Origin of the sequence: Mesorhizobium sp. B2-7-1, from assembly GCF_006440735.1 — a bacterium.
GTDB lineage: Bacteria > Pseudomonadota > Alphaproteobacteria > Rhizobiales > Rhizobiaceae > Mesorhizobium.
In genome coordinates this window covers 20,334-45,612 of the sequence record NZ_VFUA01000001.1, presented here as the reverse complement: position 1 = coordinate 45,612, position 25,279 = coordinate 20,334, and the positions used below count along the sequence as shown (strand labels likewise).

At 64.8% G+C, this 25,279-nt stretch carries 29 protein-coding genes; 10 read left to right on the top strand and 19 right to left on the bottom strand.

Annotated elements, in window-relative coordinates:
* Positions 1–897 carry a LysR family transcriptional regulator gene (locus tag FJ471_RS00240; RefSeq protein ID WP_140801169.1) on the bottom strand — a complete coding sequence of 299 codons (897 nt, stop codon included), beginning with the start codon at positions 895–897 and terminating at the stop codon, positions 1–3.
* A gap of 106 nt (positions 898–1,003) precedes the next feature.
* Here FJ471_RS00240 and FJ471_RS00235 point away from each other — a divergent pair, with 106 nt between their 5' ends.
* Entirely contained in the window at positions 1,004–1,765 is a 762-nt protein-coding gene (locus FJ471_RS00235; protein ID WP_140801168.1) for an SDR family oxidoreductase, read from the top strand.
* Positions 1,766–1,773: 8 nt separating this feature from the next.
* Here the strand turns inward: FJ471_RS00235 and FJ471_RS00230 are convergent, their stop codons facing one another.
* Entirely contained in the window at positions 1,774–2,625 is an 852-nt protein-coding gene (locus tag FJ471_RS00230) for a hypothetical protein (RefSeq protein WP_140801167.1), read from the bottom strand.
* A gap of 73 nt (positions 2,626–2,698) precedes the next feature.
* Between FJ471_RS00230 and FJ471_RS00225 the strand changes: the two genes are divergently transcribed.
* From FJ471_RS00225 to groL, 3 genes are all read left to right on the top strand, one after another.
* Positions 2,699–3,499: a methyltransferase domain-containing protein gene (locus FJ471_RS00225; protein ID WP_140801166.1), complete on the top strand. Its 801-nt coding sequence runs from the start codon at positions 2,699–2,701 to the stop codon at positions 3,497–3,499.
* 228 nt (positions 3,500–3,727) lie between these two features.
* Positions 3,728–4,024 (top strand): co-chaperone GroES, encoded by a 297-nt coding sequence (groES, locus tag FJ471_RS00220; protein WP_006203049.1) that lies wholly within the window; start codon positions 3,728–3,730, stop codon positions 4,022–4,024.
* 63 nt (positions 4,025–4,087) lie between these two features.
* Positions 4,088–5,743 (top strand): chaperonin GroEL, encoded by a 1,656-nt coding sequence (groL, locus tag FJ471_RS00215; RefSeq protein WP_140801165.1) that lies wholly within the window; start codon positions 4,088–4,090, stop codon positions 5,741–5,743.
* 426 nt (positions 5,744–6,169) lie between these two features.
* Here groL and alc read toward each other — a convergent pair whose 3' ends face one another.
* The 6 genes from alc to FJ471_RS00185 form a co-directional block, all read right to left on the bottom strand.
* Positions 6,170–7,402 (bottom strand): allantoicase, encoded by a 1,233-nt coding sequence (alc, locus tag FJ471_RS00210; protein ID WP_210241986.1) that lies wholly within the window; start codon positions 7,400–7,402, stop codon positions 6,170–6,172.
* On the bottom strand, positions 7,399–8,178 hold the full coding sequence (locus FJ471_RS00205) for an aspartate/glutamate racemase family protein (RefSeq protein ID WP_140801164.1): 780 nt from the start codon (positions 8,176–8,178) through the stop codon (positions 7,399–7,401). The genes alc and FJ471_RS00205 overlap by 4 nt, the downstream gene beginning before the upstream one ends.
* 1 nt (position 8,179) lies before the next feature.
* On the bottom strand, positions 8,180–9,562 hold the full coding sequence (gene allB, locus FJ471_RS00200) for an allantoinase AllB (RefSeq protein ID WP_140801163.1): 1,383 nt from the start codon (positions 9,560–9,562) through the stop codon (positions 8,180–8,182).
* Between the two features lie 91 nt (positions 9,563–9,653).
* Entirely contained in the window at positions 9,654–11,108 is a 1,455-nt protein-coding gene (locus tag FJ471_RS00195) for a hypothetical protein (protein ID WP_140801162.1), read from the bottom strand.
* 156 nt (positions 11,109–11,264) lie between these two features.
* Positions 11,265–12,221, bottom strand: coding sequence for a LysR family transcriptional regulator (locus FJ471_RS00190; RefSeq protein WP_140801161.1), 957 nt, complete (start codon positions 12,219–12,221; stop codon positions 11,265–11,267).
* Between the two features lie 93 nt (positions 12,222–12,314).
* Entirely contained in the window at positions 12,315–12,923 is a 609-nt protein-coding gene (locus FJ471_RS00185) for a TetR/AcrR family transcriptional regulator (protein WP_140801160.1), read from the bottom strand.
* A gap of 112 nt (positions 12,924–13,035) precedes the next feature.
* On the opposite strand from FJ471_RS00185, the gene FJ471_RS00180 reads away from it, so the two are divergent.
* The 3 genes from FJ471_RS00180 to FJ471_RS00170 are packed head-to-tail and all read left to right on the top strand — an operon-like array spanning position 13,036 to position 14,923.
* Positions 13,036–14,046, top strand: a complete 1,011-nt coding sequence (locus tag FJ471_RS00180) for an NAD(P)-dependent alcohol dehydrogenase (RefSeq protein WP_140801159.1) — start codon at positions 13,036–13,038, stop codon at positions 14,044–14,046.
* Positions 14,047–14,082: 36 nt separating this feature from the next.
* Positions 14,083–14,517 (top strand): OsmC family protein, encoded by a 435-nt coding sequence (locus tag FJ471_RS00175; protein ID WP_140801158.1) that lies wholly within the window; start codon positions 14,083–14,085, stop codon positions 14,515–14,517.
* A gap of 19 nt (positions 14,518–14,536) precedes the next feature.
* The gene (locus tag FJ471_RS00170) at positions 14,537–14,923 is read left to right on the top strand and encodes a nuclear transport factor 2 family protein (RefSeq protein WP_140801157.1); all 387 of its coding nucleotides are present in this window, start codon (positions 14,537–14,539) and stop codon (positions 14,921–14,923) included.
* A gap of 78 nt (positions 14,924–15,001) precedes the next feature.
* On the opposite strand, the gene FJ471_RS00165 is transcribed toward FJ471_RS00170, so the two are convergent.
* Positions 15,002–15,517, bottom strand: coding sequence for an OsmC family protein (locus FJ471_RS00165; RefSeq protein WP_140801156.1), 516 nt, complete (start codon positions 15,515–15,517; stop codon positions 15,002–15,004).
* A 56-nt stretch (positions 15,518–15,573) separates the two neighbouring features.
* Positions 15,574–15,999: a GFA family protein gene (locus FJ471_RS00160; RefSeq protein WP_140801155.1), complete on the bottom strand. Its 426-nt coding sequence runs from the start codon at positions 15,997–15,999 to the stop codon at positions 15,574–15,576.
* 311 nt (positions 16,000–16,310) lie between these two features.
* On the opposite strand from FJ471_RS00160, the gene FJ471_RS00155 reads away from it, so the two are divergent.
* Entirely contained in the window at positions 16,311–17,330 is a 1,020-nt protein-coding gene (locus FJ471_RS00155) for an AraC family transcriptional regulator (RefSeq protein ID WP_181179023.1), read from the top strand.
* On the opposite strand, the gene FJ471_RS00150 is transcribed toward FJ471_RS00155, so the two are convergent.
* The 7 genes from FJ471_RS00150 to FJ471_RS00125 form a co-directional block, all read right to left on the bottom strand.
* Positions 17,327–17,938, bottom strand: coding sequence for a LysE family translocator (locus FJ471_RS00150; protein ID WP_140801153.1), 612 nt, complete (start codon positions 17,936–17,938; stop codon positions 17,327–17,329). The genes FJ471_RS00155 and FJ471_RS00150 overlap by 4 nt on opposite strands.
* Before the next feature lie 210 nt (positions 17,939–18,148).
* Complete coding sequence (locus FJ471_RS00145; RefSeq protein WP_140801322.1) at positions 18,149–18,487, bottom strand: YkgJ family cysteine cluster protein; 339 nt, start codon at positions 18,485–18,487, stop codon at positions 18,149–18,151.
* 44 nt (positions 18,488–18,531) lie between these two features.
* Positions 18,532–18,684 (bottom strand): hypothetical protein, encoded by a 153-nt coding sequence (locus FJ471_RS34645; protein WP_181179021.1) that lies wholly within the window; start codon positions 18,682–18,684, stop codon positions 18,532–18,534.
* A 3-nt stretch (positions 18,685–18,687) separates the two neighbouring features.
* Positions 18,688–19,095, bottom strand: coding sequence for a hypothetical protein (locus FJ471_RS00140; RefSeq protein WP_140801152.1), 408 nt, complete (start codon positions 19,093–19,095; stop codon positions 18,688–18,690).
* Positions 19,096–19,335: 240 nt separating this feature from the next.
* Positions 19,336–20,091 carry an SDR family NAD(P)-dependent oxidoreductase gene (locus tag FJ471_RS00135; RefSeq protein WP_140801151.1) on the bottom strand — a complete coding sequence of 252 codons (756 nt, stop codon included), beginning with the start codon at positions 20,089–20,091 and terminating at the stop codon, positions 19,336–19,338.
* A gap of 103 nt (positions 20,092–20,194) precedes the next feature.
* Positions 20,195–20,854 carry a glutathione S-transferase family protein gene (locus FJ471_RS00130; RefSeq protein WP_140801150.1) on the bottom strand — a complete coding sequence of 220 codons (660 nt, stop codon included), beginning with the start codon at positions 20,852–20,854 and terminating at the stop codon, positions 20,195–20,197.
* Between the two features lie 19 nt (positions 20,855–20,873).
* Entirely contained in the window at positions 20,874–22,277 is a 1,404-nt protein-coding gene (locus FJ471_RS00125) for a patatin-like phospholipase family protein (protein WP_140801321.1), read from the bottom strand.
* 218 nt (positions 22,278–22,495) lie between these two features.
* Here FJ471_RS00125 and FJ471_RS00120 point away from each other — a divergent pair, with 218 nt between their 5' ends.
* Positions 22,496–22,675 carry a CsbD family protein gene (locus FJ471_RS00120; protein WP_140801149.1) on the top strand — a complete coding sequence of 60 codons (180 nt, stop codon included), beginning with the start codon at positions 22,496–22,498 and terminating at the stop codon, positions 22,673–22,675.
* A 42-nt stretch (positions 22,676–22,717) separates the two neighbouring features.
* On the opposite strand, the gene FJ471_RS00115 is transcribed toward FJ471_RS00120, so the two are convergent.
* Positions 22,718–23,866 carry a metallophosphoesterase gene (locus FJ471_RS00115; protein ID WP_140801148.1) on the bottom strand — a complete coding sequence of 383 codons (1,149 nt, stop codon included), beginning with the start codon at positions 23,864–23,866 and terminating at the stop codon, positions 22,718–22,720.
* 130 nt (positions 23,867–23,996) lie between these two features.
* Here FJ471_RS00115 and FJ471_RS00110 point away from each other — a divergent pair, with 130 nt between their 5' ends.
* Positions 23,997–24,584 carry a hypothetical protein gene (locus FJ471_RS00110; RefSeq protein WP_140801147.1) on the top strand — a complete coding sequence of 196 codons (588 nt, stop codon included), beginning with the start codon at positions 23,997–23,999 and terminating at the stop codon, positions 24,582–24,584.
* 23 nt (positions 24,585–24,607) lie between these two features.
* On the opposite strand, the gene FJ471_RS00105 is transcribed toward FJ471_RS00110, so the two are convergent.
* On the bottom strand, positions 24,608–25,264 hold the full coding sequence (locus tag FJ471_RS00105) for a TetR/AcrR family transcriptional regulator (RefSeq protein WP_140801146.1): 657 nt from the start codon (positions 25,262–25,264) through the stop codon (positions 24,608–24,610).
* Between the last annotated feature and the right edge of the window lie 15 nt (positions 25,265–25,279).

Below are 25,279 nucleotides of genomic sequence, written 5' to 3'. Positions count from 1 at the left end.
TCAGGCGTCTAGCTTCGGCCCCAGAATCTTGACCAGCCAATCCACGAACACTCTCACCCGCGGCGACAACTGTCGGCTCGGCGGATAGAGCACCGAGATCGGCGTCGGCGTCGGAGGGTTGCCGGGCAGCACCTCTACCAGCCGGCCGGCATCGATGTCGGCGGCAAAGCGGCGGCGCGGCGCCTGGTAGAGGCCAAACCCCTGGCGCACCAGCGTGGCGGCGGTGTCGGAATTGGAAACCGTGACGCGCGACGGCAGCACGATCTCGCGGATCTTGCCATCGACGGTGAACTCCAGCGGCATCACCTGCCCTGTGCGAGACGAAACAAAGCCGATCATCATATGCCCGGCAAGCTCCTCCAGGGTTTTCGGCAGGCCGTGGCGCTCGACATAGGCGGCGCTGGCAAGCGTTACCTCGCGCGCCATGCCGATGCGGCGCGCGATCATGTCGCTGTCGGGGAGCGTGCCGGCGCGGACCACGCAATCGACGCCCTCGCGCACCAGATCAACGAAGCGGTCACCCTCGCCGATATGCACGCTGAGCCCGGGATAGCGGGTAAGCAGCGCCGGCAGTTCTGGAATGACGAGTGTGCGGGCCATGTTGCCGTTGATGTCGATGCTCAAGCGCCCGCGCACTTCATGCGCGCCGAAGGCCCCTTCGGCGTCCTCGATCTCGGCGAGGATGCCGATGCAGCGTTGGTAATAGGCTTCGCCGTCGAGCGTCGTCGTGACATGGCGGGTGGTGCGCCGGAGCAGTTGCACGCCGAGCCGCTCCTCGAGCTGCTTGATCGCGGCGGTGGCGCTGGAACGCGGCAGGCCGAGATCGGCGGCGGCCGCGGTGAAGCTGCGCCGCTCCACGACGCGGGTGAAAAGCCGCATGCTGTCGAACCGATCCATGGCCGATTGTTCGCACGGACTGAATAGTGTTGGCAATCCATCCCCGATTATATCGCTCACTCAGGCGAGTATATGCATCTCCATCCAGACAGAAGGAGATTTCGCCATGACCACCCGTCCCATCGCCCTCATCACCGGCGGCAGCCGCGGCCTCGGCCGCAACACCGCGCTCCACCTCGCCCGCAAGGGCGTCGACGTCATCGTCACCTATCGTTCGCGCGCCGATGAGGCGAAGACCGCAATCGTCGAGATCGAGGCCGCCGGCGGCCGTGCCGCGGCACTTGAACTCCACACCGGCGCCGTCGCCACTTTCCCCGCCTTCGTCGCGGCGCTGAAGCAGACGCTGCAGGAGACTTGGCAGCGCGACCGTTTCGACTATCTCGTCAACAATGCCGGCACCGGCCTGCGCAAGATGATCGCCGAGACGACCGAAGAGGAATTCGACACGCTGATGAACACCCATCTCAAGGGCGTGTTCTTCCTCACCCAGGCGCTGCTGCCGCTGATCAACGATGGCGGCCGCATCATCAACATCTCCAGCGGGCTGGCCCGCTTCGCAGCGCCCGGATCGTCGGCCTATGCGATGATGAAAGGCGGCATCGAGGTGTTCACGCGCTACCTCGCCAAGGAGCTCGGCCAACGCGGCATCACCGCCAACACTGTGGCGCCCGGCGCGATCGCCACGGACTTCAACGGCGGTCATGTGCGTGACAATGCCGAGATCAACCGCATGGTGGCCGGCGTCACCGCACTTGGCCGCGCCGGGGTCGCCGACGATATCGGTCCGATGATCGCCTCGCTGCTCTCCGACGACAATCGCTGGGTCAACGCGCAGCGGATCGAAGTGTCGGGCGGCATGAACATCTAGGTGATCGGTTATGTGACTTGGCGGATCAACCCTTCGAAGCCGTCGGCAAGATTGGCGTTGCCGGCGGCGATGAAGCTCGAAAGGTTCCTGGCGCGCCCGGGGGTCTTGTTGGCATCAAGCAGCACCGCTTTGCCGTCATGCATCACGAAATCGAATTTTCCGTAATCGAAGCCAAGCTGGCGCCTTAGCGCGCGAAGCTCGTCCGGCACCGGAACCGCCTCGCGGCGGATGGTGTCGTCGCCCTTGACGAGGCTTTGCGGCGAGACATGGCGGGTGCAGCGCTCACGCTCACCGCAGAACAGCCAGAACCGTGCGCCGAAGCCGTCTGGTTCGGGTTCGGGAATGAATTTCTCGACGACCAGATCCTGACGTTCGAAGACCTCGGCCGGAACGTCGGCGAGCGAGGCATGGATCTCGTATTTGTCGAAAGCTTCGACGCCGGGAAACGGCATCGGCTTGGCGGCGCGCCGCGCGCGCTGGTTCAACTGCTGTTCCGGCGTTCCCCAATGGTTGAGGCTGCTCTTGACGATGACCTGTCCCTTCCAGCCATCGCCCCGGCCAATGGCGGCGCCGCTGACGCGGCGCTTCGAAATGTCTGTGGCGCCGAGATTGAGACAGAAAGGAAAGCGGCGCGCATAGTCGGCGTACTCGGGCGGCGTCACGGTCACGTCGAGATGCAGCACCGCGATATCGGCGGCCGGCTTCGCCGAGGTGCCTTTCAATATCTGCACCGAATGGCCGCGGCGCTTCAGTTCTTCCAGCACGTCGAAGAGCAGGTAAGGACTGTCGCGGCGCATCAGCAGCCCGCGCCGGCTCTGGAAGCGGTCGAACTCATGCGTGATGACCGCGATGCGCGCCATTGTTCCTCACTTGGCTTATCAAGTGCCGTCGATTATTCGATCGAATACAACGCGCTACCGGGCTGGGGTTTGCATGACGGAGCATTGGAATGCAATTCGCAAACATTGGCAGCTGCTCGGCTCGCCCCTGCGGCCGCCGGCGGAGGTGGTCGAAACCTATGACCGGGAGCTCGACCTTGCGCGGTCGCATGTCGTGATGCTCGGTGTGACGCCGGAGCTCGCCGGGCTGGGCGCCACGATAACGTCGGTCGACGAGTCCGCCGCCATGATTGCCGGCATCTGGCCTGGCGACACCGATACGCGCAAGGCGATGCAGGGCGACTGGTTCGATCTGCCGTTCGGCGATGCAAGCGTCGAGGCACTGATCGGCGACGGATGTCTCTCGGTCATCGGCGCCGCCGAGCTCAGGCGCAAATTGTTCGCGTCGATCGCGCGTGCGCTCAAGTCCGACGGCCGCGCCGGCATCAGGCTTTACGCCTCTCCCGAGACACCGGACGACCCGAAGGATGTCCGCGCCATGGTGCTCAGCGGCGGCGTCTCGACTTTCCATGAGCTCAAATGGCGCGTGGCCATGACCGCGATCGGCGGCGCGCCCGACTACATCATACCGGTGACGGGAATTCTCGAGCAGTTCGATGCGCTGTTCCCCGATCGTGCGGAGCTTTCGGCTCGCACAGGCTGGGAGCTGCCGATCATCGGCACCATCGATGTCTACCGGAAGTCGTCCGTCGTCTACAGTTTCGCCCCCGCGGCAGCGCCGATCGAGGAAGCCCGGACCTTTTTCGGTGATGTCCGGCTGGCTTCGACCGGCACATACGGGCTCGCCGAGCGGTGTCCGCTGCTGGTACTGCGCTCGCCGAGGCGCCGGGACTAACGGACGAGATTGCTCGTCAGTGTCTCGCGACAGCCGGCGCTTTTTTTCGTGCTGGCGTTTCGCGCGAGAAAAATTTCGCGCCGCCGCCCCCTTGCGCGCGCCTTGACTCTCGCAAGGCGCCAGCCTATTTCAGCGCCACGTTAGCACTCGCCTTGGGTGAGTGCTAACTGATATCCGGCATCGCCGGATGGAGGAACTGTTCTCACCGTTCTCATCGAGGAAGAAAAAATGGCAAAGTCGAAGTTCCGCCCGCTTCATGACCGCGTGGTCGTACGCCGGGTCGAATCCGAATCCAAGACCGCCGGCGGGATCATCATCCCGGATACGGCAAAGGAAAAGCCGCAGGAAGGCGAGATCATCGCTGTCGGCTCCGGCGCCCGCGACGAAGCCGGCAAGCTGGTTCCCCTGGACGTCAAGGCTGGCGACCGCATCCTGTTCGGCAAGTGGTCGGGCACCGAAGTCAAGCTCAATGGCGAAGACCTTCTGATCATGAAGGAATCCGACATTATGGGCATCATCGGCTGATTATCGGCCTCACCGTCAACTGAATTCCGGGCTTGATCGCAAGCCCTTGCCAGGAGCTAAAACATGGCTGCTAAAGACGTAAAATTCTCCCGCGACGCCCGTGAGCGCATGCTGCGCGGCGTCAATATCCTCGCCGACGCCGTGAAGGTCACGCTCGGCCCCAAGGGCCGCAACGTCGTCATCGACAAGTCATTCGGCGCCCCGCGCATCACCAAGGATGGCGTCACCGTCGCCAAGGAAATCGAGCTTGAAGACAAGTTCGAAAACATGGGCGCGCAGATGGTCCGCGAAGTTGCTTCGAAGACCAACGACATCGCCGGCGACGGCACCACGACCGCGACCGTTCTGGCGCAGTCGATCGTTCAGGAAGGCCATAAGGCGGTTGCCGCCGGCATGAACCCGATGGACCTGAAGCGCGGCATCGATCTGGCCGTGACCGAAGTCGTCGCGGCGCTCGGCAAGGCTGCCAAGAAGATCAAGACCTCCGAGGAAGTTGCCCAGGTCGGCACGATCTCGGCCAATGGCGACGAGTCGGTCGGCGCCATGATCGCCGAAGCGATGCAGAAGGTCGGCAACGAAGGCGTCATCACGGTTGAGGAAGCCAAGACCGCCGAGACCGAGCTGGAAGTCGTCGAAGGCATGCAGTTCGACCGCGGCTATCTCTCGCCCTACTTCGTCACCAACGCCGACAAGATGGTTGCCGAGCTTGAGGACGTTTACATCCTCCTGCACGAGAAGAAGCTTTCCAACCTGCAGGCCATGCTGCCGGTTCTCGAAGCCGTCGTGCAGACCTCCAAGCCGCTGCTCATCATCTCGGAAGACGTCGAAGGCGAGGCCCTGGCCACGCTGGTCGTCAACAAGCTGCGCGGTGGCCTGAAGATCGCCGCCGTCAAGGCTCCGGGCTTCGGCGATCGCCGCAAGGCCATGCTGGAAGACATCGCCATCCTGACCGGTGGCCAGGTCATTTCGGAAGACCTCGGCATCAAGCTCGAGAATGTCGGCCTCAACATGCTCGGCCGCGCCAAGAAGGTGTCGATCTCCAAGGAGAACACCACCATCGTCGACGGCGCCGGCAAGAAGGCCGAGATCCAGGGCCGCGTTGCCCAGATCAAGCAGCAGATCGAAGAGACCACGTCGGACTACGACAAGGAGAAGCTGCAGGAACGTCTCGCCAAGCTGGCGGGCGGCGTTGCGGTGATCCGCGTCGGCGGTGCGACGGAAGTCGAAGTCAAGGAAAAGAAGGACCGCGTTGACGATGCGCTGAACGCGACCCGCGCGGCCGTGGAAGAAGGCATCGTTGCAGGCGGCGGCGTCGCGCTGCTGCGCGCTTCGGCCAACATCAAGGCCAACGGCGTCAATGCCGACCAGGCTGCCGGCATCAACATCGTTCGTCGTGCACTGCAGGCTCCGGCCCGCCAGATCGCGTCGAACGCCGGTGCGGAAGCCTCGATCGTTGCCGGCAAGATCCTTGACAACAAGGGCGCCACCTTCGGCTACAACGCCCAGACCGGCGAGTATGGCGACATGATCGCCATGGGCATCGTCGATCCGGTCAAGGTCGTTCGCACGGCTCTCCAGGACGCGGCTTCGGTCGCCGGCCTGCTCGTCACCACCGAAGCCATGATCGCGGAGGCTCCCAAGAAGGAGTCGGCTGGCGGCGGCATGCCTGGCGGCATGGGCGGCGGCGGCATGGGCGGCATGGGCGGCATGGATTTCTAAGAAGTCCTACCCATCGCACATACGGAAAGGGCGCCGAAAGGCGCCCTTTTCATTGAAATATGCTCATGGCGGCGAAGGGAGATTGGCGTATCCTTCGCAACTTCGTCATCCACGGGCGAAGCAAGGAGCGCAGCGACGCGCAGACCCGAGGATCCATGCCGCGACGCCAAGGCGTTGCAGCGGTTCAGAATTCTGCCCTGCCGTGTTCCATAGCGAAGGTCGCGGCATGGATCCCAGGGTCTTCGCGACGCCGCGTCGCGGCTGCTCCGCCCTGGGATGACGACATACGGATTGTTCCGGCCAATCGCCGCCGCCGGAGCACAATCTCTCCCGCGCTAGCGGCGGAGCGAATGCAGCCCGAAGCGGAATTGCATAGCTGCGAAAACGAGCCGCCGCAGCATCTTCAATGCAAGCAAGATCTTCCCGTCAGTTCTCATCGCCCGATCCTTCGAGCATCGCTTTCACGCCCGTTAACCCAAGACCGGCGAAGGATGCGATAGACTCTTCCGCCAGCGGTCGCGCCGCGATCAGGCGTTCGGCGATCTCGGCCGAAACACCCTGCTCCGCAAGCACCTGCCTGGCCTGCCCTGTCGGCAGCGCGTTGAACCAGCGATAACCAGCGGCGAGACGCGCGGCGGGGTCGACCTTGCCCCACAATCTCACCCGCGAGATACCGCCATCGGGATAGGCATCGAGCCTGACGCAAGAAACCGGCTCGCTCGTTCGCGCCACGCGAAAAACATGGCGTGTGTCCGGCTGCAGCGGCCGGCGCGACAGCAGCGGCGCCCAGCCATCGTCGCCGGGCGTCGCCTCCCCCGCGCCGGAGAGCGCGACTTCGGCCGAGGCGTTGTATTTGAAATGCGCGGTGTCGATCTCGACCAGCCTAACATGGCCCGGCAGCGCAAGGCTGATGATGGCGTGGTCGTTGCCGCCGTCGCGGCGGCGCCGGGTTTCCCAGCCGTCGCCCATGTTGCGCGCCTTGTCGGGACGGTTGAGCATTGCGGCCGAGGTGTAGAAGCCGTCGCTGCTGGCCACCACCTGGCCGCCATGGTCCTGGCTGGCGAGGTCGATGGTAAGCCCGTCGAAGACCCGCGGGTCCGGCACGACATGGCCATAGACGCGCAGCCTGGCGATGCCGCCGTCGGGAAAAGCCGAGAGGCGGATATGCGTGAAACGTCGGCGATCGGAAACCTCGAAGCGGTTGTGCGCGTCGCCCTTGAGCGGCGAACGCTGCACGATCTCGATCCATTCGGTCTCGGCCGACTGCAGAGCCTTAGGGCCGGGATAGCCTTCGACACCGCAGGCCTCGATGCGGCACGTGGTCGGGAAATTGCCTGTGAAAAAGGACGTATCGACATCGATGCCAGTGATGATGCCGGCCGCACCCAGCCGCACCAACGCCCAATCGTGCCCGGGCTCGCGCCGCCGCTTCGTCTCCCAGCCGTCGACGATCTCGCCGCGCGGTCCGTAATTGCCCGGGACGAAAGCCGAGGGCGTCGGCGTGAGCAGGCTCTCCTTGTCGCCGAAGGATTCGTCGCTCGCGGCCAGCACGCTGCCACCCAGCCAACGCGAGGCAAGATCGACCTCGGCGGCGAAATCCTCCTTCAGCTCGGGCATGGCGTAAGCGTCATGCGCCGGGCCCTTCTCGATCATGTTCATCGCCGGCCTCCCGCGCGCAGCGCCAAGCCCGCCGGACGCGGCCTCAGCCCCAGCGCCTCCGACAGCGGCCAGCCGTCGATGCGCTTTGCATCCGGCTTCGCGTAGGTCGAGACCTTGCTAGTCTTGAGCCCGAGGCCGACGACCGCCTCGGCGAGCCGCACCGCGGCGGCCACGCCGTCGATGACGGGCACGCCAAGCTCGGATGTGATCGCTTCCTCCAGGCCGGCCATGCCGGCGCAGCCGAGACAGATCACTTCGGCATGATCCTGCTCGACCGCCTTGCGCGCTTCCTCGACGATGGAGCGCATGGCGCCGGCGGGATCCTGATCCACCTCCAGCGTCGTCATGCCGTTGGCGCGCACCGAGGCGCAGCGGTCGGCAAGGCCGGAGAGCCGCAGCCGGTCCTCGATCGGCGGCACCGAGCGCTGCAAGGTGGTGACGACCGAATAGCTGCGGCCGATCATCATCGCCATATGGGCGGAGGCCTCGCAGATCTCGATGACCGGCTGCTCGATCAGTTCCTGCAGCCCGTCGCGGCCATGCTCGCCGAAGCCGGCCATGACCACGGCATCGAAGGGTTCGTCATAGGCCACCACGCGGTCCATGACGGCGACGGCCGAAATGTAGCTCTCGAAATTGCAGTCCACCGCTTCGGGTCCGAAGAAGGGCGTCAGCGTGACGATGTCGGTACCGGGGGATGCGGCGGTCTTGGCGGCCGCGTCGATGACATCGGACATCGACTGGCTGGTGTTGACGTTGACGACCAGGATCTTCATCTCAGGCACTCCTTTTCAATTCTTGCGTCCGGCTTGTTTCTCCGGCCTGCGCTTTTCCGGCGATCAGTTCGCCCATCGGGCGGCCGAAGAGGTCGATGCGCCGGCCGCGCAGGAAGGTTTCCTGCACCACGCCGCTCAGCGTCCTGCCGGCATAGGGGGTGATCGGATGGCGGTGGTGGAGGCTGGCCGCGTCGACGACGAATTCGGCATCGGGTGAAAACAGTGTGAAATCGGCGTCGCAACCGGTCGCGATGCGGCCCTTGTGCGCAAGGCCGGCGAGCGCGGCGGGACGCTCGGCCATCCAGCGAACGACGTCGGTCAGCGAATGGCCGCGCTTGCGCGCCTCGCTCCAGGTCACCGGCAAGCCGAGCTGCAGCGAGGAGATGCCGCCCCAGGCGGCGCCGAAATCGCCGGAGGCCAGCTCCTTCATCTCAGGCGTGCAGGGCGAATGGTCCGAGACGATCATGCCGATCGTGCCCTCCCCGACGCCGCCCCAGAGCCGTTCACGGTTGACGGCTTCGCGCACCGGCGGGCCGACCTTGGCGGCGGTCTCGCCCTCGCCGATCTCCTCGGCGCAAAGCGCAAGATAGTGCGGGCAGGTCTCGACGCTGAGCCGCACGCCGTCGGCGATTGCCGAAGCGATCATCGGCAGCGCGTCGGCGCTGGAGAGATGAAGGATATGCGCGCGGGCGCCGCTGGCGCGGGCCGCCTCGATCACCTCGGCGATCGCCAGGTTCTCGATGCCTTTGGGGCGCGAGGCGAGGTAGTCGGCATAATGGCGGGTGTGGACCTCCGGCATCGCGGCCATCGCGTCGGCGCTCTCGGCGTGGACGATGAAGAGCGAGCCGAGGCCGGCGACGACATCCATCACCTTGCGCATATGCCCGGGCGCGATGCCCGGAAAATCGTCCGTGCCGGTATCGCAGAGGAAGGACTTGAAGCCGAGCACGCCGGCGGCATGCAGCTTCGGCAGGTCGTCGAGGTTCAACGGGATGGCGCCGCCCCAGAAGCCGACATCGACATGGCACTGGCCGTCGGCGGCTTCGCGCTTGGCGGCAAATGCCTCGAGCGTCACGGTGGTCGGCACGCTGTCCAGCGGCATGTCGACCAGCGTGGTGATGCCGCCGGCCGCGGCCGCGCGGGTCGCGGTCAGAAAGCCTTCCCATCCGGTGTTGCCGGGTTCGCAAATATGGACGTGGCTGTCGACGAGGCCGGGCAGCAGCACCGTGTCGGCATCGAGCGTGACGGTTTCACGGGCGTTGGCGGGAGCGTCGAGCGCGGCGACACGGACGATCTTGCCGCCGACGACGCCGACCGACACGGCGTGCTCGCCTTCCGGCAGGATGGCGCGCGGAGCGCGGATGAGGAGATCGAGGGATGTCATGGCAATTCCTCCCCGTGCGGCCTGCCGCGACGGAACTGGAGCTTGGGGTCCCTGTCCGGAGGCTGGCTGCAGCCTCCGGACAGATTGCGCGTCAGATACGGGCGAAGCCGAGCAGAGCCTTCACGTCGGCCCGCTTGTGGACCAGCGTCACGCCGATCAGGTAGACGACCGCGCCGGTCAGCCAGGCCTGGAGAGCCGGGAAGCCGATATAGTCGCTGTTGACCGCCGGGATGAGGCCCGCGGTGTAGACGCCGACCACCGTGCCGGCGGCCAGAGCTATGACGCCCGGCCAGTTGGCGATGCCGAGCTCGCTCCAGTTGGCGACGCGGTACATCGGCCGCTTGATGCCGAACAGCCAGGGCAGCAGGAAAAGGTCGATCGCCATGATCGTGCTGGCGACCGGCACCGTGGTCGAGCCGATGCTGGTGACAAGGTTGAACGTATCCTGCAGGTTGGGCAGGTAGAAGGTGAGCACGGCCGCGATGAGGCCGAGGCCGACGACGGTATATTGGCGCTTCCAGCCGCGAATGCCGGAGAGAACGTTCTGCGCGCCGTTGACGGCGATATAGAGGTTGCCGTCCTGCACCGCCCACTGGTTGATGACGATGACGGCGATGCCGAGCAACGCGCTGCCGAACATGGTGAAGTTGACGAAGTAGCTGATGCTCGGGCCGAAATCGGGCTGGTTGGAGAGCGCCGCGATCATGTAGCCCATGACCGGGAAGAGCAGCGCACCGACCAGATAGGAAATGACGATGGTCGGGATGTTCCACCAGGAGGCGCGGCCGGCCTTGGCGTAGCGGAAGAAGTCCGGCTCGTTGCCCCAGGTGGACAGGCCGACCATCGAGCCGATGACCATGATCATGGCGGTCTTGCTGTCGACATGCGGCACTGCCGCCAGCACATCATGCGAGACGGTGGTGAAGGCGAGGATGGTGGCGAAGATGCCCCAGACCAGGATGACCGGCACGGCGACGAACTGGGCGAAGCGCTGCACGCCCTCGAAGCCGAAATAGGTGTTGACGATCATCACGATCGCCAGCAGCGCGGTGATGGCCCCGACCGCCGGCACCGTCATCAGCCCGCCGGCGATGTCGATGATGAACTTCACCGTGAACAGGTAGAAGGCCATGCCGTTGACCACCAGGAGCAGCGAGACGAGGCCGCTGCCGATGGTGCCGAAGATGCTGCGCGCCATCACCGAATGGGTCTGGCCGGTGGCGGCGCCAGCATTGGCCGAGCCGATGCAATAAAGGCTCATGACGGCCGCGGCGATCAGCATCGCCACAGTCAGTTCGGAAAGCGTCAGCCCCTGGAAGCGCGCGCCATAGCCGACCAGCACGGTGCCGAACACCGCCTGCATCGACAGGAACTGCGCCAGCATGCGGAAGTTGGAACGCCGCTTTGCCTGCGGCACGACGGATTCGGTATAGTCGGCAATGTCCGCCTCGGTGACGGACAGGATGGTCTCGACGCTGTCGGCAATCGCCGGCTGCGCCTCGCCCGGCAACGGCTGCCTGGACGAAGTCGGTGTTTGCAAGGTCATCTCAGTATCCCCTTTGCGAGGTGTTCCCCTGGTCGACGTGCCGGCCCGTCTTCGCCTTACGGCAGCATCAACGGAACCGATGCAATGTCGCCATGCTTGACCATGAAACCCAGACTTCCTCCCTTCAACGCCCAAAGATCGAACGTTAAGCATTAATCAGATCAATGCACTTCCTCCGTCCGCCTGCGTCTGCTCGACAATTTCCGCAATGAAAAGGTCACGCGCGATGTGGGCCGGGCTTTGCGGATCGGTGACGATGAAGATGTCGTTGCGAGGCACGTCGGCGCCGGCGATCAGCGGCCACAGCCGCCCGGCCTCGACATCGGTTTGCGCATAGCCTTCCGGCAGGAAGCAGAGGCCGACGCCGAGGATCGCCAGCCGCTTGGCTTCCTCGAGATGATCGGACATGCCGGCGATGTTGCGGCCGAAGCCATGCTCGAGCCGGAACTGGGTGAGCTCGTCGCCCTCGTCGGCGCCGGTCAGCACGAAGGCTTCCCTCGCCAGATCGCCGGGATCGGCGACGCTCCTGCCAAAGAGCCTGTGCGGCCTCCCGCAATAGGGCCGGTGGATCTCGGTGAAGAGGTGGAGGTAGGCGAGCTCGGCGCGCTTCACCCGCGAAGGCGAGATGCCGACGTCGATCCGGTGCTGGATGAGCGAGTTGACCACTTCGGTCCAGGCCGCGACTTCAACGATCAGCTCGACGGCCGGGTATTTGGCATGGAAGGCGGCGATCGCCTCATCGAGCGGCGGCGCGACGAGGTTGGAGACCAGCATCACCCGCAAATGTCCACGTATCTCGGACTTGACGTCCGAGAGCTTCGCCGGGATTTCACGGATCGCGCCGGCGAATTCCCGGCAGCGCTCGGCAAGGATGCGGCCCTCCTCCGTCAGCTCGAAGCCGGTCGGGCCGCGATGGCAGAGCGTGACGCCAAGCCTTTCCTCGAGGCGCCGCAACGCGAGGCTCAGCGCCGGCTGCTTGCGGTTCAGCTCCTGCGCCGCCTTGGTCACCGAACGGGCGTCGGCGATCTCATGGAAGAATTTCAGCAGATTCCAGTCGAGATTCCTGGCGAATTGCGGTCCGCGAACCGCCTGATCCGACTGTTTGCGCCCCAACGCCTGCTCCCGAAGCCACTCCGCCTGCCGCCCGTTGCGGCAAGGTCCGGCAAGTTAAGCCGATATTTTCGGAGCCGGCAAAGCCCTTTGCCGTCAGGCGGTAGCATCGGCCTGCTGCGCCACCTTGCCCGCAAGCACCGCTTGCTCGACCAGCGCGGCCACTTCATCGGCAACGGTCGAGACCGGGGTACGGTCGCGGGTGGCCCGGGCGATCACCATAAGGCCCTCGAGCGAGGATTCGACCAGCAGCGCCAGCGCCTGCGCGCGCCGCTCCGGCACCCCTGCCCTGACGAATGCCTGACGCAGCAGTCCGATCCACTGCTCGAAGGCCGACCGGCAGATTTCAACAAGGTCCGGCACATCGTTCGGCGCGTCGAGCACGACCGGCGCCACCGGGCAGCCGAGCGAGAACTCGTTCTCCTCCAGCATGCGGGCCACCGACTGGTAGATGTGGTGGACGGCAACGGCGGGATCGCTTTCCTCCGACAGCGCGGCGCCCAGCCGCTCGGTCACGTCGGCGACGCTGGCGCGCGTCACCTCGATGACAAGCTGGTCCTTGCCGCCCGGAAAATGGAAATAGAGCGAGCCGCGCGGCGCGCCGCTGGCGCTCAAGATGTCGTTCAGCGACGTGCCGTGATAGCCGCGCTGCCGGATAAGCAGCGCCGTCGCCTCGATCATGCGGGTGCGTGTGTCCGTCGCCACGTCGACCTCTCGAATGTCAACCTTTGTCAGCAGTACGCATTATAGGCTTGCCCATAATATGACAATCGGTCTACATAATATGTAAATCGGTCTACATATTTTGGAGGCAACGATGCAGAGCTATCGGCTTGAGGAATTCGGCGACATTGGGAAGCTGGTGGCCCGCGAGGTGCCAATGCCCGAGCCGGGAGCAAACCAGATCCTGGTGCGGGTGCGCGCCACCTCGCTCAATCGCCGCGACACGATGATCCTCAACGGCACTTATCCGCTGGCACCCCGCACGGGCACCGTGCCGCTGAGCGACGGCGCCGGCGAAGTGGTGGCGGTTGGCGACGACGTGACCCGCTTTGCCGTCGGCGACCGCGTGACCGGCAGCTATTTCGCGCGCTGGATCGACGGCCGCATGCATCCAGGCATCATCGACCAGCTCGGCTGCACGCTGGACGGCATGCTGTCGGAATACGCGCTGCTCGACGAGCAATGGGCGGTACGGCTGCCCGACCATCTTTCCTGGCAGGAGGCCGCGACCTTCACCTGCGCCGGGCTGACCGCCTGGAGCGCGCTGACTGGCGCCGAGATTCCAAAGCCCGGACAATGGGTTCTGGTGATCGGCTCAGGCGGTGTCGCGCTGTTTGCCCTGCAGTTCGCCAAGCTCATGGGCTGCCGCGTGGCCGCCGTCACCTCGCGCGCCGAAAAGGCCGACAGGTTGCGGGCGCTCGGCGCCGACCTCGTCGTCGCTTCGGCCGAAACGCCGGAATGGGGCATGAACCTCCGCGAAGCGACCGGCGGGATCGATCTGGTCGTCGAGACCGGCGGTCCGGCGGCCTTCCCGCAATCGCTGATCGCCAGCGCGCTTTACGGGCGCATCGTGCTGCTCACTGTTCAGGACAAGAACGGCAAGTCGATCGAGATCCAGGGCGCCGTCTACCAGCGCAGCCTGGTCACCATCGGCCGCCTGTTCGTCGGCAGCCGCGGCGGGCTTGAGGCAATGCTTGCCGCCGTTGCCACGCACAGGCTGAAACCGGTCATCGACAAGGTCTTCCCCTTCGCCAAGACGCGCGAGGCGTACCGCTATTTCGAGCAGGGCGACGTCTTCGGCAAGGTCGTCATCGACGGCGCGTGACCACCGTACTTTCCGCAAACAGAGAGGAGATCAGCCATGACAATCCGTGAAGCCTCGGCCCAATGGCAAGGCACGCTCAAGGAAGGATCCGGCCGGCTGCGACTGGGCAGCGGCGTGTTCGAAGGCGCCTATTCCTTCCCGTCCCGCTTCGAGAACGGCCCGGGCACCAATCCGGAAGAACTGATCGCGGCCGCGCATGCCGGCTGCTTCTCGATGGCGCTCACCGCCATACTCGGAGCCGAGGGCCATACGGCCGAGAACATCCATACGATCGCCAAGGTGCATCTCGGCGCCACCACGGCGGGACCGACGCTCACCCGCATCGAGCTCGAAACGCAGGCCCGCGTCGTCGGCATCTCGGCAGAGGATTTCGAGCGGCTGGCGCAAAAGGCCAAGGCGACCTGCCTCGTCTCGCGGGCGCTGGCCGGTGTCGCAACCATCACGCTCAAGGCGAGCCTCGCAGCTCAGTGAAACGACAGGAGAAAACCCAATGAGCCAGGAACTGATCATCGACATCGCGATGGCCAATCGCTCCGCCGGGACAGCGGAAATCATGCGGCGCTACAACGACGTCTTCCAGCGTCACGACCCTTCCGCACTGGACGAACTGGTGGCGCAGGACTGCGTGATCGAGAACACCACGCCGGCGCCGGACGGCGCCCGCCGTACCGGCAAGGCGGCTTGCGTCGAATTGTGGTCGGCTATCGCCACCGGACCCGGCACGCGCTTCGACCTCGAAGAGACATATGTGGCCGGCGACCGGGCGACGATCCGCTGGCGCTTCTGGAAGTCCGACGGCAGCTCGCTGCGTGGCGTCAATCTGATGCGCGTGGCGGACGGCAAAATCGTCGAGGCGATGGGCTATGTGAAAGGATAGGCCTGGCGCGAAAAACCGCGCTCAGGCCCAACCCGGAATCCGCCCCCGCCCGGATTGGATTCCGGGCAAAGTCGCGGCCTACGACACCACCCTGTTGAGTTTCACGAAGGTCTTGGGGCTGCGCTGGATGGTCTGGAAGATCACGCAGTACCGGTCCGTGAGCTCGAGCAGTTGTGTCAGCCGGCTCTGCTCGACATCCGACTCGATGTCGAAGCGCAGGCGGATTTCCTTGAAGCCGACCGGCACGCCTTCGGTGACCCCAAGCGTGCCGCGAAGATCGACATCGCCCTCGGCGGAGATTTCCGCCGACTTGATGGGAATCTCGAGCACGGCCGCGGCCGCCCGCATCGAGACGCCGGCGCAGGCGATCAGCGCCTCCAGCAGCATATCACCGGAACAGAGCTCCTGCCCGCTGCCGCCGGCCTTCGGATGGATGCCGGCGAGCGCAAGCCCGCGTCCGGTCTCGACCTTGCAGGTCACCCTGGTATCGTCTGCGCTGCCCTTGGCCTTCAAGGTAAGAAGCGCGGCCCGCGCGTCCTTGCGATAAAGATCCTTGATCGGCTCCTGCGTGGCGCGAAACGTCGCGATATCCATTGCTGTTCTCCCGTCCTGAATTGCGGTTGCTTGAAATCGTCGGCCATGGTCCGGGCCTATTCCGGGACGGCGATGCCGGAGCCGCCAAGCTCGGCCGGAAAATCCTTCAGCTTCGGCAGCCCATCCTTCATCGGCAGGACCGTCTCGGCGTAGTTGACGTGGACCCCCGGCGTGAATTCCACCGTCGGTATGGTGGCCGCATAGACGTCGACCAGCCCGAGCGGCGGATGATCGGTCATCAGATGACCGCCGCACTTGGTGCAGAACTGGCGGTCGCTCATCTCGGACTTCTTGAAGCCGGATAGAAACTCCGCGCCCTTGGTGACCTTGACGTTCCCGGGCTTCCACAGGGTGAAGGCGTTCACGGGAGACGCCGACCACGAACGGCAGGAACTGCAATGGCAATAGCCCATTGCCTCCGCGTTTCCGTGGACTTCGATTTCCACGGCGCCGCAAAAGCACCCGCCCTTATGTATCGTCATGACTGTTGATCCTTATCCAGGTTTGGTTCGACCGTGCTCGGCGCCCGTCTTAGACGGCACCGCACAGTGCCGGCGGGTTTAAAGCTTCCGGCAATGAACGGAATGACGGGGCGTCCGCCTTACTTGACAGCGCGTCCGGAACTGGAAAGGGATATCGCGCCGGATTGCCGCGCAGCTAGAGCGTTTCACCGATACGGCGAACCGCTCTATCTTCTTGTTTTGACGCAATTCCGGACGGGAGGTTACGGCGAAGGCGCCGAACTTAACCGCTCACACTTTTCCTGGAATTGCTCTAGCGGGATATGGGTGGAATGGCCGGGGATGCTCTGTCTGACCTTTTGAAAACGGTGCGCCTCACCGGCGCGACCTTTTTCGACATCGAGGCCCAGGACCCGTGGGCCATCCGCTCGCCGGCGCCTTCATCGATATTACCGAGGATACTGCCGGGCGCGGATCACCTCATTTCCTACCACGTGCTGACGGCGGGCCACTGCTTTGCCCGCATTGTCGGCCAGGAAGCGATCCCGATGGAGGCCGGCGAGGTCGTGGTCTTCACCCATAGCGATCCGCATATCATGTCGAGCACGCCCGACCTCAGGGCCGAACCGCCGACGGCGGATGTGCTGGAGATCGCGGCCACAAGCCAACAGCCATTCCCCATCAACTACGTCAAGGACGGATCGCTGTCGGCCCGGCTGGTCTGCGGCTATCTCGCCTGCCATGCCCTGCCCTTCAATCCGCTGCTCGAAACGCTGCCGCCGGTCATCAAGGCCGGCGACGTCAAAGGTAATGGCGGCTGGCTCGGCCAGTTCATCAGGCTTGCGGTCTCGGAAGTGGCCGAGAAGCGGGCCGGCAGCGAGACGGTGCTGACCAAGCTCAGCGAATTGATGTTCGTCGATGTGCTGCGCCGCTATGTGGAATCGCTGCCGCCGCAGCAGACCGGCTGGCTCGCTGGCCTGCGCGATCCGCATCTGAGCAAGGCGCTGGCGCTGGTCCACGACCGGCCGGCGCATAATTGGACAGTGGAGGCGCTGGCTAAGGAGTCGGCATTGTCGCGCACGGTGCTTGCGGAGCGCTTCACCAGAATCGTCGGAATGCCGCCGATGCACTATCTCGCCAAATGGCGCATGCAGATCGCTTCGGAGCTGCTCAGCGCCGGCAACAGCAACGTCGCCAGCATCGCGGCGGACATCGGCTATGAATCCGAGGCGGCGTTCAGCCGCGCCTTCAAGAAGATGATCGGCGTACCGCCTTCGGCCTGGCGGCTCGGGGTTCGGGCTGCGGCCGGCTCCGGAAGCGACGAGGCTTCCGAAACCGGATCGGAGAGCTAGCGATCCGCCAACGCCAACTTCGCACCAAGCATGACGAAGGCGGCGGCGAAGCTGCGGCGCATCCAGGTCAGCACTTTCGGCCGCGACACGATATGGCTGCGCACCGATGCCGCGAACACGCCGTAGATGGCGAAGACGACGAAGGTCATCAGCATGAAGACACCGGAGAGCTCCAGCATCCTGGCAAAGGCGTGCGGCTCGGTGGTGCTGACGAATTGCGGCAGGAAGGCGAAGAAGAAGATCGACAGCTTCGGGTTCAGCACGTTGACCAGAATGCCGGTGGTGATGGTCCTGGCGGTAGAGCGCGGCGCGGCGTTCTCGTCGATGCTGAGACCGCCTTTTTCCTTCAACGTGTTCCAGGCCATGTAGAGCAGATAGGCGACGCCGAGATATTTCAGCGTCTCGAAGGCGACGGCGCTGGTGTGCAGCACCGCGGCGAGGCCGGTGATGGCGGCCGCCATGTGCGGGATGATGCCCAGCGTGCAGGCGAAAGCCGCGACGATCGAGGCGCGCGCGCCGCGCGAAAGGCCGGCGCTCAGCGTGTAGAGGACGCCGGTGCCGGGCGAAGCGACGATAATCAGCGACGTCAGTAGAAATTCGATGCTCATGGATTTCCTCCGCAGCCCTGCCCGGCGGGAAGGTACCGGGAGGCTGGGGCGGCGGCAAGCCGGCGCTTTCCTCGCCCCATGAAATGGGGCGAGGTGGCTCGGCGAAGCCGAGACGGAGAGGGGAACGGCGCCGCCTCTGGAAAGCAATCAGAGGAAACCCGCTAGCGTCGCGGCGGCCACCTCTCCCCCGCCTTGCGGAGGCGAGGAAAACTAGCGCACCGCCAGCCCGTGCGCCGCCCTTGCCATCAGGCACTCGGGGTCGCCCGGCATGCAGGCGTGGCAGACATGCGGGCGCGCGTCGTAGATGCCGCAAGCAGTCGCTTTGCCGACTTCGCCGCGAAGCGCGGCGCAGCGGCCGTTTTCGAAGCGAATGCCGGACAGGTCGGCGGCGACCAGCGCTTCGGGGATACGCTCGAGCTCGGCGTCGTCCTCGGTCGAAAAGCGCGGCCAATCCGCCGCATAAGCACAACAAGCGCCGCAGCTCTGGCAATCGAAGACGGCAGGGTCAACATCCGGAGACGAACCGGCTTGAGCGGCCGGGTCAAGCAGCGCAGGGCCGGAGGTGGTGCGACCGAGGTCTTGCGGCAAGGCTACTACTTCTTCTTGGTCTTGCGCGTCGGTGCTTCGGCCGGCGTCTTGAACAGATCGGTCGCAACCTCGACAGGCGCCTTCTGCGGAGGCTTGGCTGGTTTCGCAGCAGCGGGCGACCCTGCGGGCTGGTCCTTGGGGGCGAATTTTATGGCCATGTATCAGTCCTCGTCGGAAAAGCGCGATGATGGCGCATTCGGGTTACGCAAGCGGCCGATCAGCGCCGAGACCGCCGTGATGTTCATTTCTTCCGGCGACCACATCCCGGCTGCGTCTATGTGATGCGTTCCAAGCTCACGATGGGTGCTGCCGCTATAGGCCGCGTCCTGATGGGTTGTCCGCTGAAGCGTCTTGGGGTCCTCCCGGACGTATTCGATCAGATAGTTCGGACATTCGGAGCGACTGAGCACGGCGATCCGCACCTGCGCATTGCCAAAGGCGCGCTTGCATCGCTCAAGCCTTTCAAGCACGCGCCTGACATATTCGACCGGCTTGTCCAGGCCACCGACAAGATCGGCGATGGTGGCATTGCTGGCTATCTGGATTGAAGGCACGCGTTTGGTGGCCATCGTCATTCTCCCGCTCGCGCCGGTCTTCAGCCATGAGCGAGCACAAAGCAATATGGCAATTCATCGAACTGCCGATCCTACCAACATAATTGACGGCACGATTTTTTTGCGCCTTGCCGGGAACTCTTTCGCCGGCTGCCGGTTTTATCCCTGTCGTCGGCAGTTCATGAGCAATCGAGAACGGTTGACGGCAAAGACGCCTCCCGCGCCATAAAAAGCGCGAGAGGCGTTTTCTATTGTTCAGCGTTCCTGATCGGTCGGACGGATAAGTATCTCGTTGACGTTGACCCTTGGCGGCTGGCTGACGGCATAGAAGATGGCGTTCGCGATGTCCTCGGCGGTCAATGCTTCCATCGTGGCAAGACGGTGTTCGAGCCCGGCCTTGGATTGCGCGTTGGTGATGTGATCGCCGAGTTCGGTACGCACAAGGCCCGGCTCGATGACGGTGACGCGCACCTTGTCGGCATAGACCTCGCGACGTAGCGATTCCGAAAAAGCCACCACGCCGAACTTGGTCGCCGCGTAACCTGTCGCGCCGGGGTTGGCGACGCGGCCGGCCACCGAGGAGACGTTGACGATATGACCCTTCGAAGTCTTCAAGTGCGGCAGCGCCGCCTTGGTCGTCGCCATCAGCCCGATCAGGTTGAGCTCGATCATCTGCCGCCAGTCGTCGAGATCGGCTTCGGCCGCGGGGGCGAGCAGCATGACGCCGGCATTGTTGACAAGGATGTCGAGACGTCCCCATTCGGATACGACCTTGTCGACCATCGCGGTGATGTCGCCGGCCTTGGCGATGTCGGCCTCGATGGCGAGTGCCTTACCGCCCGCCTTTCCGATGCGCGCAACCAGCGCTTCAAGGCGATCGGCACGACGGGCGGCGACCCCGACTTTCGCGCCGGCCGCGGCAAGGGCCACGGCGGTGGCCTCACCGATGCCGGATGAAGCGCCGGTGACAAGCGCGACCTTGCCCGTGAGTGGTGAATTTGCAGTTGTCATGAGGAATCTCCAGGAACCCGCCCCGCTCCTTCACATAGGCCGCGCCGCCAGGGCTTGAAGTCCCCCATCAGAGCAGTTGACGCAATTTGCGGACGGCCCGGGTTCAATCCTGCTCGTGCGGCCCGGGTTCCGGCCAGGGCTCCCTGGCGGCTTCCGCATACCAGTGCCGCATCGCGGGCGTCGCCAGCACCGCGTCGACATAGGCGCGGGTGACGGGCGCCAGCTCACCGCCATAGGTATCGAAGCGCGTCACCACAGGCGCATACATGGCATCGGCCGCGGTGAAATGGCCGAACAGGAACGAGCCGCCCTGGCCATATTGTTCGCGGCACTGACGCCAGATTGCTTCGATCCGGGCCCGCTGCGCCTCACCCTCGACATCGAGCGGCTTGTGGGATTTCGGCCGGCGCAGGTTCATCGGCCAACCGTAGCGCAGCTCGCGGAAGCCGGAGTGCATCTCGGTCGCCACCGAACGCGCCAGTTGACGGGCGCCGAGGTCTTGCGGCCAGAGCTTCTTCTCAGGGTAGAGGTCGGCAAGATATTCAAGGATGGCCAGCGTTTCCCAGACGATCCTGCCCTTATGGGTCAACACCGGGACCAGGCCGGTCGGCGACATCTTGGCAAGGTTGGCCGCCGTCTCCGGCGTGCGCAGCCGCACGAAGCCTTCCTCGAAAGGGATCTCCAGGTGCTTCATCGCCACCCATGGCCGGAGCGACCAGGAAGAAAAGCACTTGTTGCCGATACAAAGGGTGAATTCCGCCAAGACCCGTCTCCTGATGATTTCAATCCGCTTCGGCCGTCGTGATCGCCGCCGGCCTGACGCCGGCGCGGGCCTGGATCGCGGTGACCGCTGCCTTTATGTCGGGGTTGACCTCGATCGTCTTGCGGCCTGCCTCGATCGCGAGGTCGACCTGGTCGACCGGCAGCCGCAGCCTGGTCGGAATGTCGTTCAGCTTCGCCTGCATCGCCGGATCGACATCGGCGAAGGAAAGGTGCTGGACGACCAGGCGGACGTCGCGGCAGTTCCAGCCGGCAGCCGAGCCGCGATAGGCGGAAACGGTGGAGGCCGGCAGGCCGCAGCGAAAGCGCACCAGCTCGCCTTTCCATTGCGAGACGGCGAGCGTCAGCGCGTCGAACTCGTCGCGCACCGAGGCAGCGAGCGTGGTGCTGGTGACGACGTTGAACAGCTCGCTGGCCTTCGGCCCGTGCAGCGACTTCGTCCAGGCCTTGTTCGAGCCGCTGCCGGCGTCGACGACGATGAAGATCAGCGTGTTCAGGCGCACCGCCGCCGAGGGCGACAGCGGTCCATAGGGCGTGCCGGCGGCCGAGCGTTCGAGCGTGAAACCGGTGACGCCGATATTGTCGGTCAGCCCGCCGTCCAGCAGCTTCACATAGGTCTGCGGACCGGCGTTCTGGTAGGAATCGAGCGCGCCGGCATAGGCCCTGAGGCGCAGCGACGCATTGTGGTCGGCCAAGGCCTGGCTCAGCCAGTCAGGCCTGCGGTAGCCGCACTCCGGGCTGGTCGCCGCGACCACGATCGGCGCGAAGACGACCGGCACGGCGGCGGACGCGGCCACGCCATCGGCAAGCCGCACCTTGTCGAGATCGCTGCACAGGGCGGCGAAGGTGTCGTAGGTGAAGAGGAACGGCGTACGATTGTAGATGTCGGAGGCGTTGATCCAGACGATCGGCCCGTTCGGCCTGTGCAACGCTTTGAATGTAGCGCCGTCGAAGAGATGGTCGTTCAGCCATCTGGCGAAGCCGCTGCGGTCGTTGACCCCGCCATAGTAGGCGCGGACGAAGTTGACCGGCGAGAACGATGTCCTGAGGTCGGCCTCGGCATTCTGGGTCAGGAAGCGCTCGCGGAAGTCCAGGTAGCCATCCCTGCCCTTGTAGCCGAAATAGGCGGCGGCGACGGCGCCTCCCGAGGCGCCCGAAATCATCCTGATGTCGTCGACCAGCGTGCGGCGCTTCGGTTGTTCGTCGATGACGATATCGTCGAGCGCCCGCAACACGCCATAGGAGAAAGCGGCGGCCCGCGTGCCGCCGCCCGAGAACGCCAGCCCGACGACGGTCGAACCGTCATCGGCGGTATCGGGGATGTAGGTGAGCGACGGGTGGCCGGCTTGCGGGGTCAGATGGTTGATCGGCCCGACATCGTCGGCGACGCAGCCGGCCACCGCCATCAGAACTGCGACAAAGACCACACGAAGACGCAAACCCGCTTCCCCCAAGGCTACCCTCTCGCGCAGCCGGGGCGAACCCTAACCGGATTGCCTTATCCGATGCAACCGCACCGCGAAGGAGATCGCCTTGGCCTGGAACCCAAACCGCTCCAGCACGTTGTCAGACCCGGATGCGGTTCCCGTATCCAGCTTCCTATCCAGGCCCAGGAGATGCGCGCATGGTGAACAGGGATCAGGTCGCCGGTATTGCCAAACAAATGAAGGGTTCGGTCAAACAGGCGGCCGGCAAGGCCACCGGCAACCGGCGGACCCAGGTCGAAGGCACCGCCGACAAGCTCGCCGGCAAGGTGCAGAAGGCCTATGGCGACGTGAAGGACAAGGTCAAGAAGGCGTTCTGACCTCGACGACCGGACTGCGGAGGCCGCCGCAAGGCGGCCTTTTCATGTCTGGAATTGCTTGGCCAAGGCGTTGGTGAAGACGATCTCGCCGTGATCGCCGACCGCTTCGCCCAGCACCACATCCATGTTGTCGGCCGTCACCCGCGCCAGCGCGAAGCCGCCCATATAGGCCGCCTTCGGCTTGACGATATCGAGCCCGTCGCGCTGGTAGATCATCGGCACTTCGTGCTGGTGGCCATGGAAAACGGCGATCACATTGTAGCCCTTGATCGCGGCCAGGAGCGCCTGGCGGTCGGCTTCACTCCACCAATGCGGGCGGCCGGCGCCATCGTCGTCATAGGTGCGCTTCGCCGGATCCCAGCGCTCGGTCGAGAAAGTGTCCCAGCCATAATGCTGGAACAGGATCACTGGCCGGCCGTCGCCGGCATAGGTGGCGAGATCCTGCTTCAGCCAGGGCAGGCTGCTCGGCGCGCCATGGCCGGTGTCGCCGGCGAAGCGGTGCGTCTGGATAAGATGCAGGCCGCCCCAATCCCAGGAATAGCAGTCGGTGTCGACGTCGTATTCGGTCGCCGGCACCGGCGGCTTGAAGAACACGCCGGGGCGGTGGTTGACCTCGACATAGTCGCGCAATTCGCGGCGATACCAGTCGACATGCGGCGGCGAGCCATTCTGGTCGAGATCGTGATTGCCGAGCCCGACATAGACCGGGATGTGGACGCGGTCGGGCCCGACGCCTTCCTGATAGCGCTGCGAGAACTGCAGAAGCTGCGTGCCTTCGCTGGGCTCGGTGACCTGGCCGCCGCCATCGTCGGTGATGTCGCCGCCGGTGACCAGGCCGAGCGGCGTGCCGATACGAGTGCCGGCCGAATGCAGGCCGGTGGCAACGCCGTTGATCTCGGCCGGCCACTGCTTGTCGGCAATCGCGTTCAAGGCCGCGACATTGCGCAGAAGTGCTGCATCGGTCTTGCCTTCCTGCAGGCAGCTGGGACTGAGCCCGCTCGCCATGCGGCAGGCATGGATATCAGCGATGAAGAGGAAGGTGGCGTCGATCGGCTGGATGCGCTTCCCGGTCTGGCCGAAGGCCATGCGCGGAAAGGCGCCGGCCGCAGCGAGGCCTCCCATCCGGGCGATGAAGGTGCGGCGCGAAACGGTTGCTGGCAAAGAGCGATTCATCGTCACCCGATTAAACATCCTCGAACCGCCTCGTCCAGTTCAATGCCGCGAAGGCGTTTCACGCGCGGTGCAATCGTGAATAGCGCCTGGTCGACAGCAAGGCGGAGGTCTGTCATTGCTTTGGCACATGCATCCAGGGGAGGAAGGCATGAAAACCCTCACAACCGGCATGACGTTCGCCATGCTCGCCGGAGCCGCGCAGGCCGCGGATTGCGTGGACGCCGAAACCGCCAAGGCCGGCTTCGTGCTGGAAAAGGCCGGCATAAGCAGCGAGTTCCGGCCGGGGCCCGGCGGCATGGTCGCGGTCGCCAACAAATACGAGTCGGACTCGCCGCAGACGCAGTATTTCTATGCCGGGCTGATCGAGGTGTTCCGCGACAGCGACACCGGACGGCTATCGATGATCCCGCTCGGCGACCTGAAGAAGCTGTTCCCGCTGAAAGCAGGCGCCAAGAGCAAGACCGAATTCGTTCGGCTATCTTCGAAGAAGGCGCCAAAGGGCACCGAGACACTGGCTTTGATCGTCAAGGGCAAGGACAGCTACAAGCTTGGCGACTGCAAATACAACGTGCTCGTGGTCAGCGAAACGATCACCGGCGATACGGGCAACGTCATCGACACCTTCACCGCGCTCTATTCGCCGGACCTGCAGGCGGTGCTGGCGCGGCGGTACGACGAAGGGACGAGCGCGCAAAGCGAAGTTGGGTTCGAGACGATCAAGCCGCTGAAGGAGTGAGGCGTAATTGTCGCCCGCCGGCACTATCCGATCTTCGCCCGTGACAACACGCGGCGACGCCGCTTTGCGGTCAACCTGCCCTGCGATGGCGACGGTTCGAAACTTTCCAACCCCCTCAGGCACGCCCGCAAAACCCCGGCGTCCTGCGCAGTCTTGGCCATCGACATGGCGCCGGAATAGGCCGCCACGACCAGCGCTGCAAAACGCTCCGGATCGGCCCCGCCGTCCGGTTGGTCGGCCCGCATCTTGTCGGCGATCGCCTGCCGCCAATTGGCAAAGATCCTGGCCAGTGCCGAGCGAAATTCATCGTCGGCCAGCGACAATTCATGCGCGAGGTTGTTGAGCGGGCAGCCGCGCACATAGCCTTGGCGCTCAAGCTCCGCCGCCACCGCCTCGAACACGACCCGCACGCCTTCGCGAGCCGAGGGCGCCGCCAGCACGGGGTCGATCCAGGTTTCCCGAACCGCGGCCGCGACCCGCTCCTCGATCACGGCCAGCGCCAACGCCTTCTTGGTTGGGAAATGGTGGTGCAGCGCGCCGCCGGTGACACCGGCCGCCGCCATCAGATCACCCAGGCTCGAAGCGTGATAGCCGCGCGCCTGGAAGGAGTCATCCGCCACATCGAGCACGCGCCGGCGCATGCCTTCCGGGTCATTGGTGCGCTTCTTGCGCATCGCCATCTCCCCTTCTCCCCT

Excerpts from the sequence above, each read along its gene's own strand:
- FJ471_RS00240 (WP_140801169.1), bottom strand. The coding sequence starts at position 897 with ATGGATCGGTTCGACAGCATGCGGCTTTTCACCCGCGTCGTGGAGCGG.
- FJ471_RS00235 (WP_140801168.1), top strand. The coding sequence starts at position 1,004 with ATGACCACCCGTCCCATCGCCCTCATCACCGGCGGCAGCCGCGGCCTC.
- FJ471_RS00230 (WP_140801167.1), bottom strand. The coding sequence starts at position 2,625 with ATGGCGCGCATCGCGGTCATCACGCATGAGTTCGACCGCTTCCAGAGC.
- FJ471_RS00225 (WP_140801166.1), top strand. The coding sequence starts at position 2,699 with ATGACGGAGCATTGGAATGCAATTCGCAAACATTGGCAGCTGCTCGGC.
- groES (WP_006203049.1), top strand. The coding sequence starts at position 3,728 with ATGGCAAAGTCGAAGTTCCGCCCGCTTCATGACCGCGTGGTCGTACGC.
- groL (WP_140801165.1), top strand. The coding sequence starts at position 4,088 with ATGGCTGCTAAAGACGTAAAATTCTCCCGCGACGCCCGTGAGCGCATG.
- alc (WP_210241986.1), bottom strand. The coding sequence starts at position 7,402 with ATGAACATGATCGAGAAGGGCCCGGCGCATGACGCTTACGCCATGCCC.
- FJ471_RS00205 (WP_140801164.1), bottom strand. The coding sequence starts at position 8,178 with ATGAAGATCCTGGTCGTCAACGTCAACACCAGCCAGTCGATGTCCGAT.
- allB (WP_140801163.1), bottom strand. The coding sequence starts at position 9,562 with ATGACATCCCTCGATCTCCTCATCCGCGCTCCGCGCGCCATCCTGCCG.
- FJ471_RS00195 (WP_140801162.1), bottom strand. The coding sequence starts at position 11,108 with ATGACCTTGCAAACACCGACTTCGTCCAGGCAGCCGTTGCCGGGCGAG.
- FJ471_RS00180 (WP_140801159.1), top strand. The coding sequence starts at position 13,036 with ATGCAGAGCTATCGGCTTGAGGAATTCGGCGACATTGGGAAGCTGGTG.
- FJ471_RS00175 (WP_140801158.1), top strand. The coding sequence starts at position 14,083 with ATGACAATCCGTGAAGCCTCGGCCCAATGGCAAGGCACGCTCAAGGAA.
- FJ471_RS00170 (WP_140801157.1), top strand. The coding sequence starts at position 14,537 with ATGAGCCAGGAACTGATCATCGACATCGCGATGGCCAATCGCTCCGCC.
- FJ471_RS00165 (WP_140801156.1), bottom strand. The coding sequence starts at position 15,517 with ATGGATATCGCGACGTTTCGCGCCACGCAGGAGCCGATCAAGGATCTT.
- FJ471_RS00160 (WP_140801155.1), bottom strand. The coding sequence starts at position 15,999 with ATGACGATACATAAGGGCGGGTGCTTTTGCGGCGCCGTGGAAATCGAA.
- FJ471_RS00155 (WP_181179023.1), top strand. The coding sequence starts at position 16,311 with ATGGCCGGGGATGCTCTGTCTGACCTTTTGAAAACGGTGCGCCTCACC.
- FJ471_RS00150 (WP_140801153.1), bottom strand. The coding sequence starts at position 17,938 with ATGAGCATCGAATTTCTACTGACGTCGCTGATTATCGTCGCTTCGCCC.
- FJ471_RS34645 (WP_181179021.1), bottom strand. The coding sequence starts at position 18,684 with ATGGCCATAAAATTCGCCCCCAAGGACCAGCCCGCAGGGTCGCCCGCT.
- FJ471_RS00140 (WP_140801152.1), bottom strand. The coding sequence starts at position 19,095 with ATGGCCACCAAACGCGTGCCTTCAATCCAGATAGCCAGCAATGCCACC.
- FJ471_RS00135 (WP_140801151.1), bottom strand. The coding sequence starts at position 20,091 with ATGACAACTGCAAATTCACCACTCACGGGCAAGGTCGCGCTTGTCACC.
- FJ471_RS00125 (WP_140801321.1), bottom strand. The coding sequence starts at position 22,277 with ATGGCGGTGGCCGGCTGCGTCGCCGACGATGTCGGGCCGATCAACCAT.
- FJ471_RS00120 (WP_140801149.1), top strand. The coding sequence starts at position 22,496 with ATGGTGAACAGGGATCAGGTCGCCGGTATTGCCAAACAAATGAAGGGT.
- FJ471_RS00115 (WP_140801148.1), bottom strand. The coding sequence starts at position 23,866 with ATGTTTAATCGGGTGACGATGAATCGCTCTTTGCCAGCAACCGTTTCG.
- FJ471_RS00110 (WP_140801147.1), top strand. The coding sequence starts at position 23,997 with ATGAAAACCCTCACAACCGGCATGACGTTCGCCATGCTCGCCGGAGCC.
- FJ471_RS00105 (WP_140801146.1), bottom strand. The coding sequence starts at position 25,264 with ATGGCGATGCGCAAGAAGCGCACCAATGACCCGGAAGGCATGCGCCGG.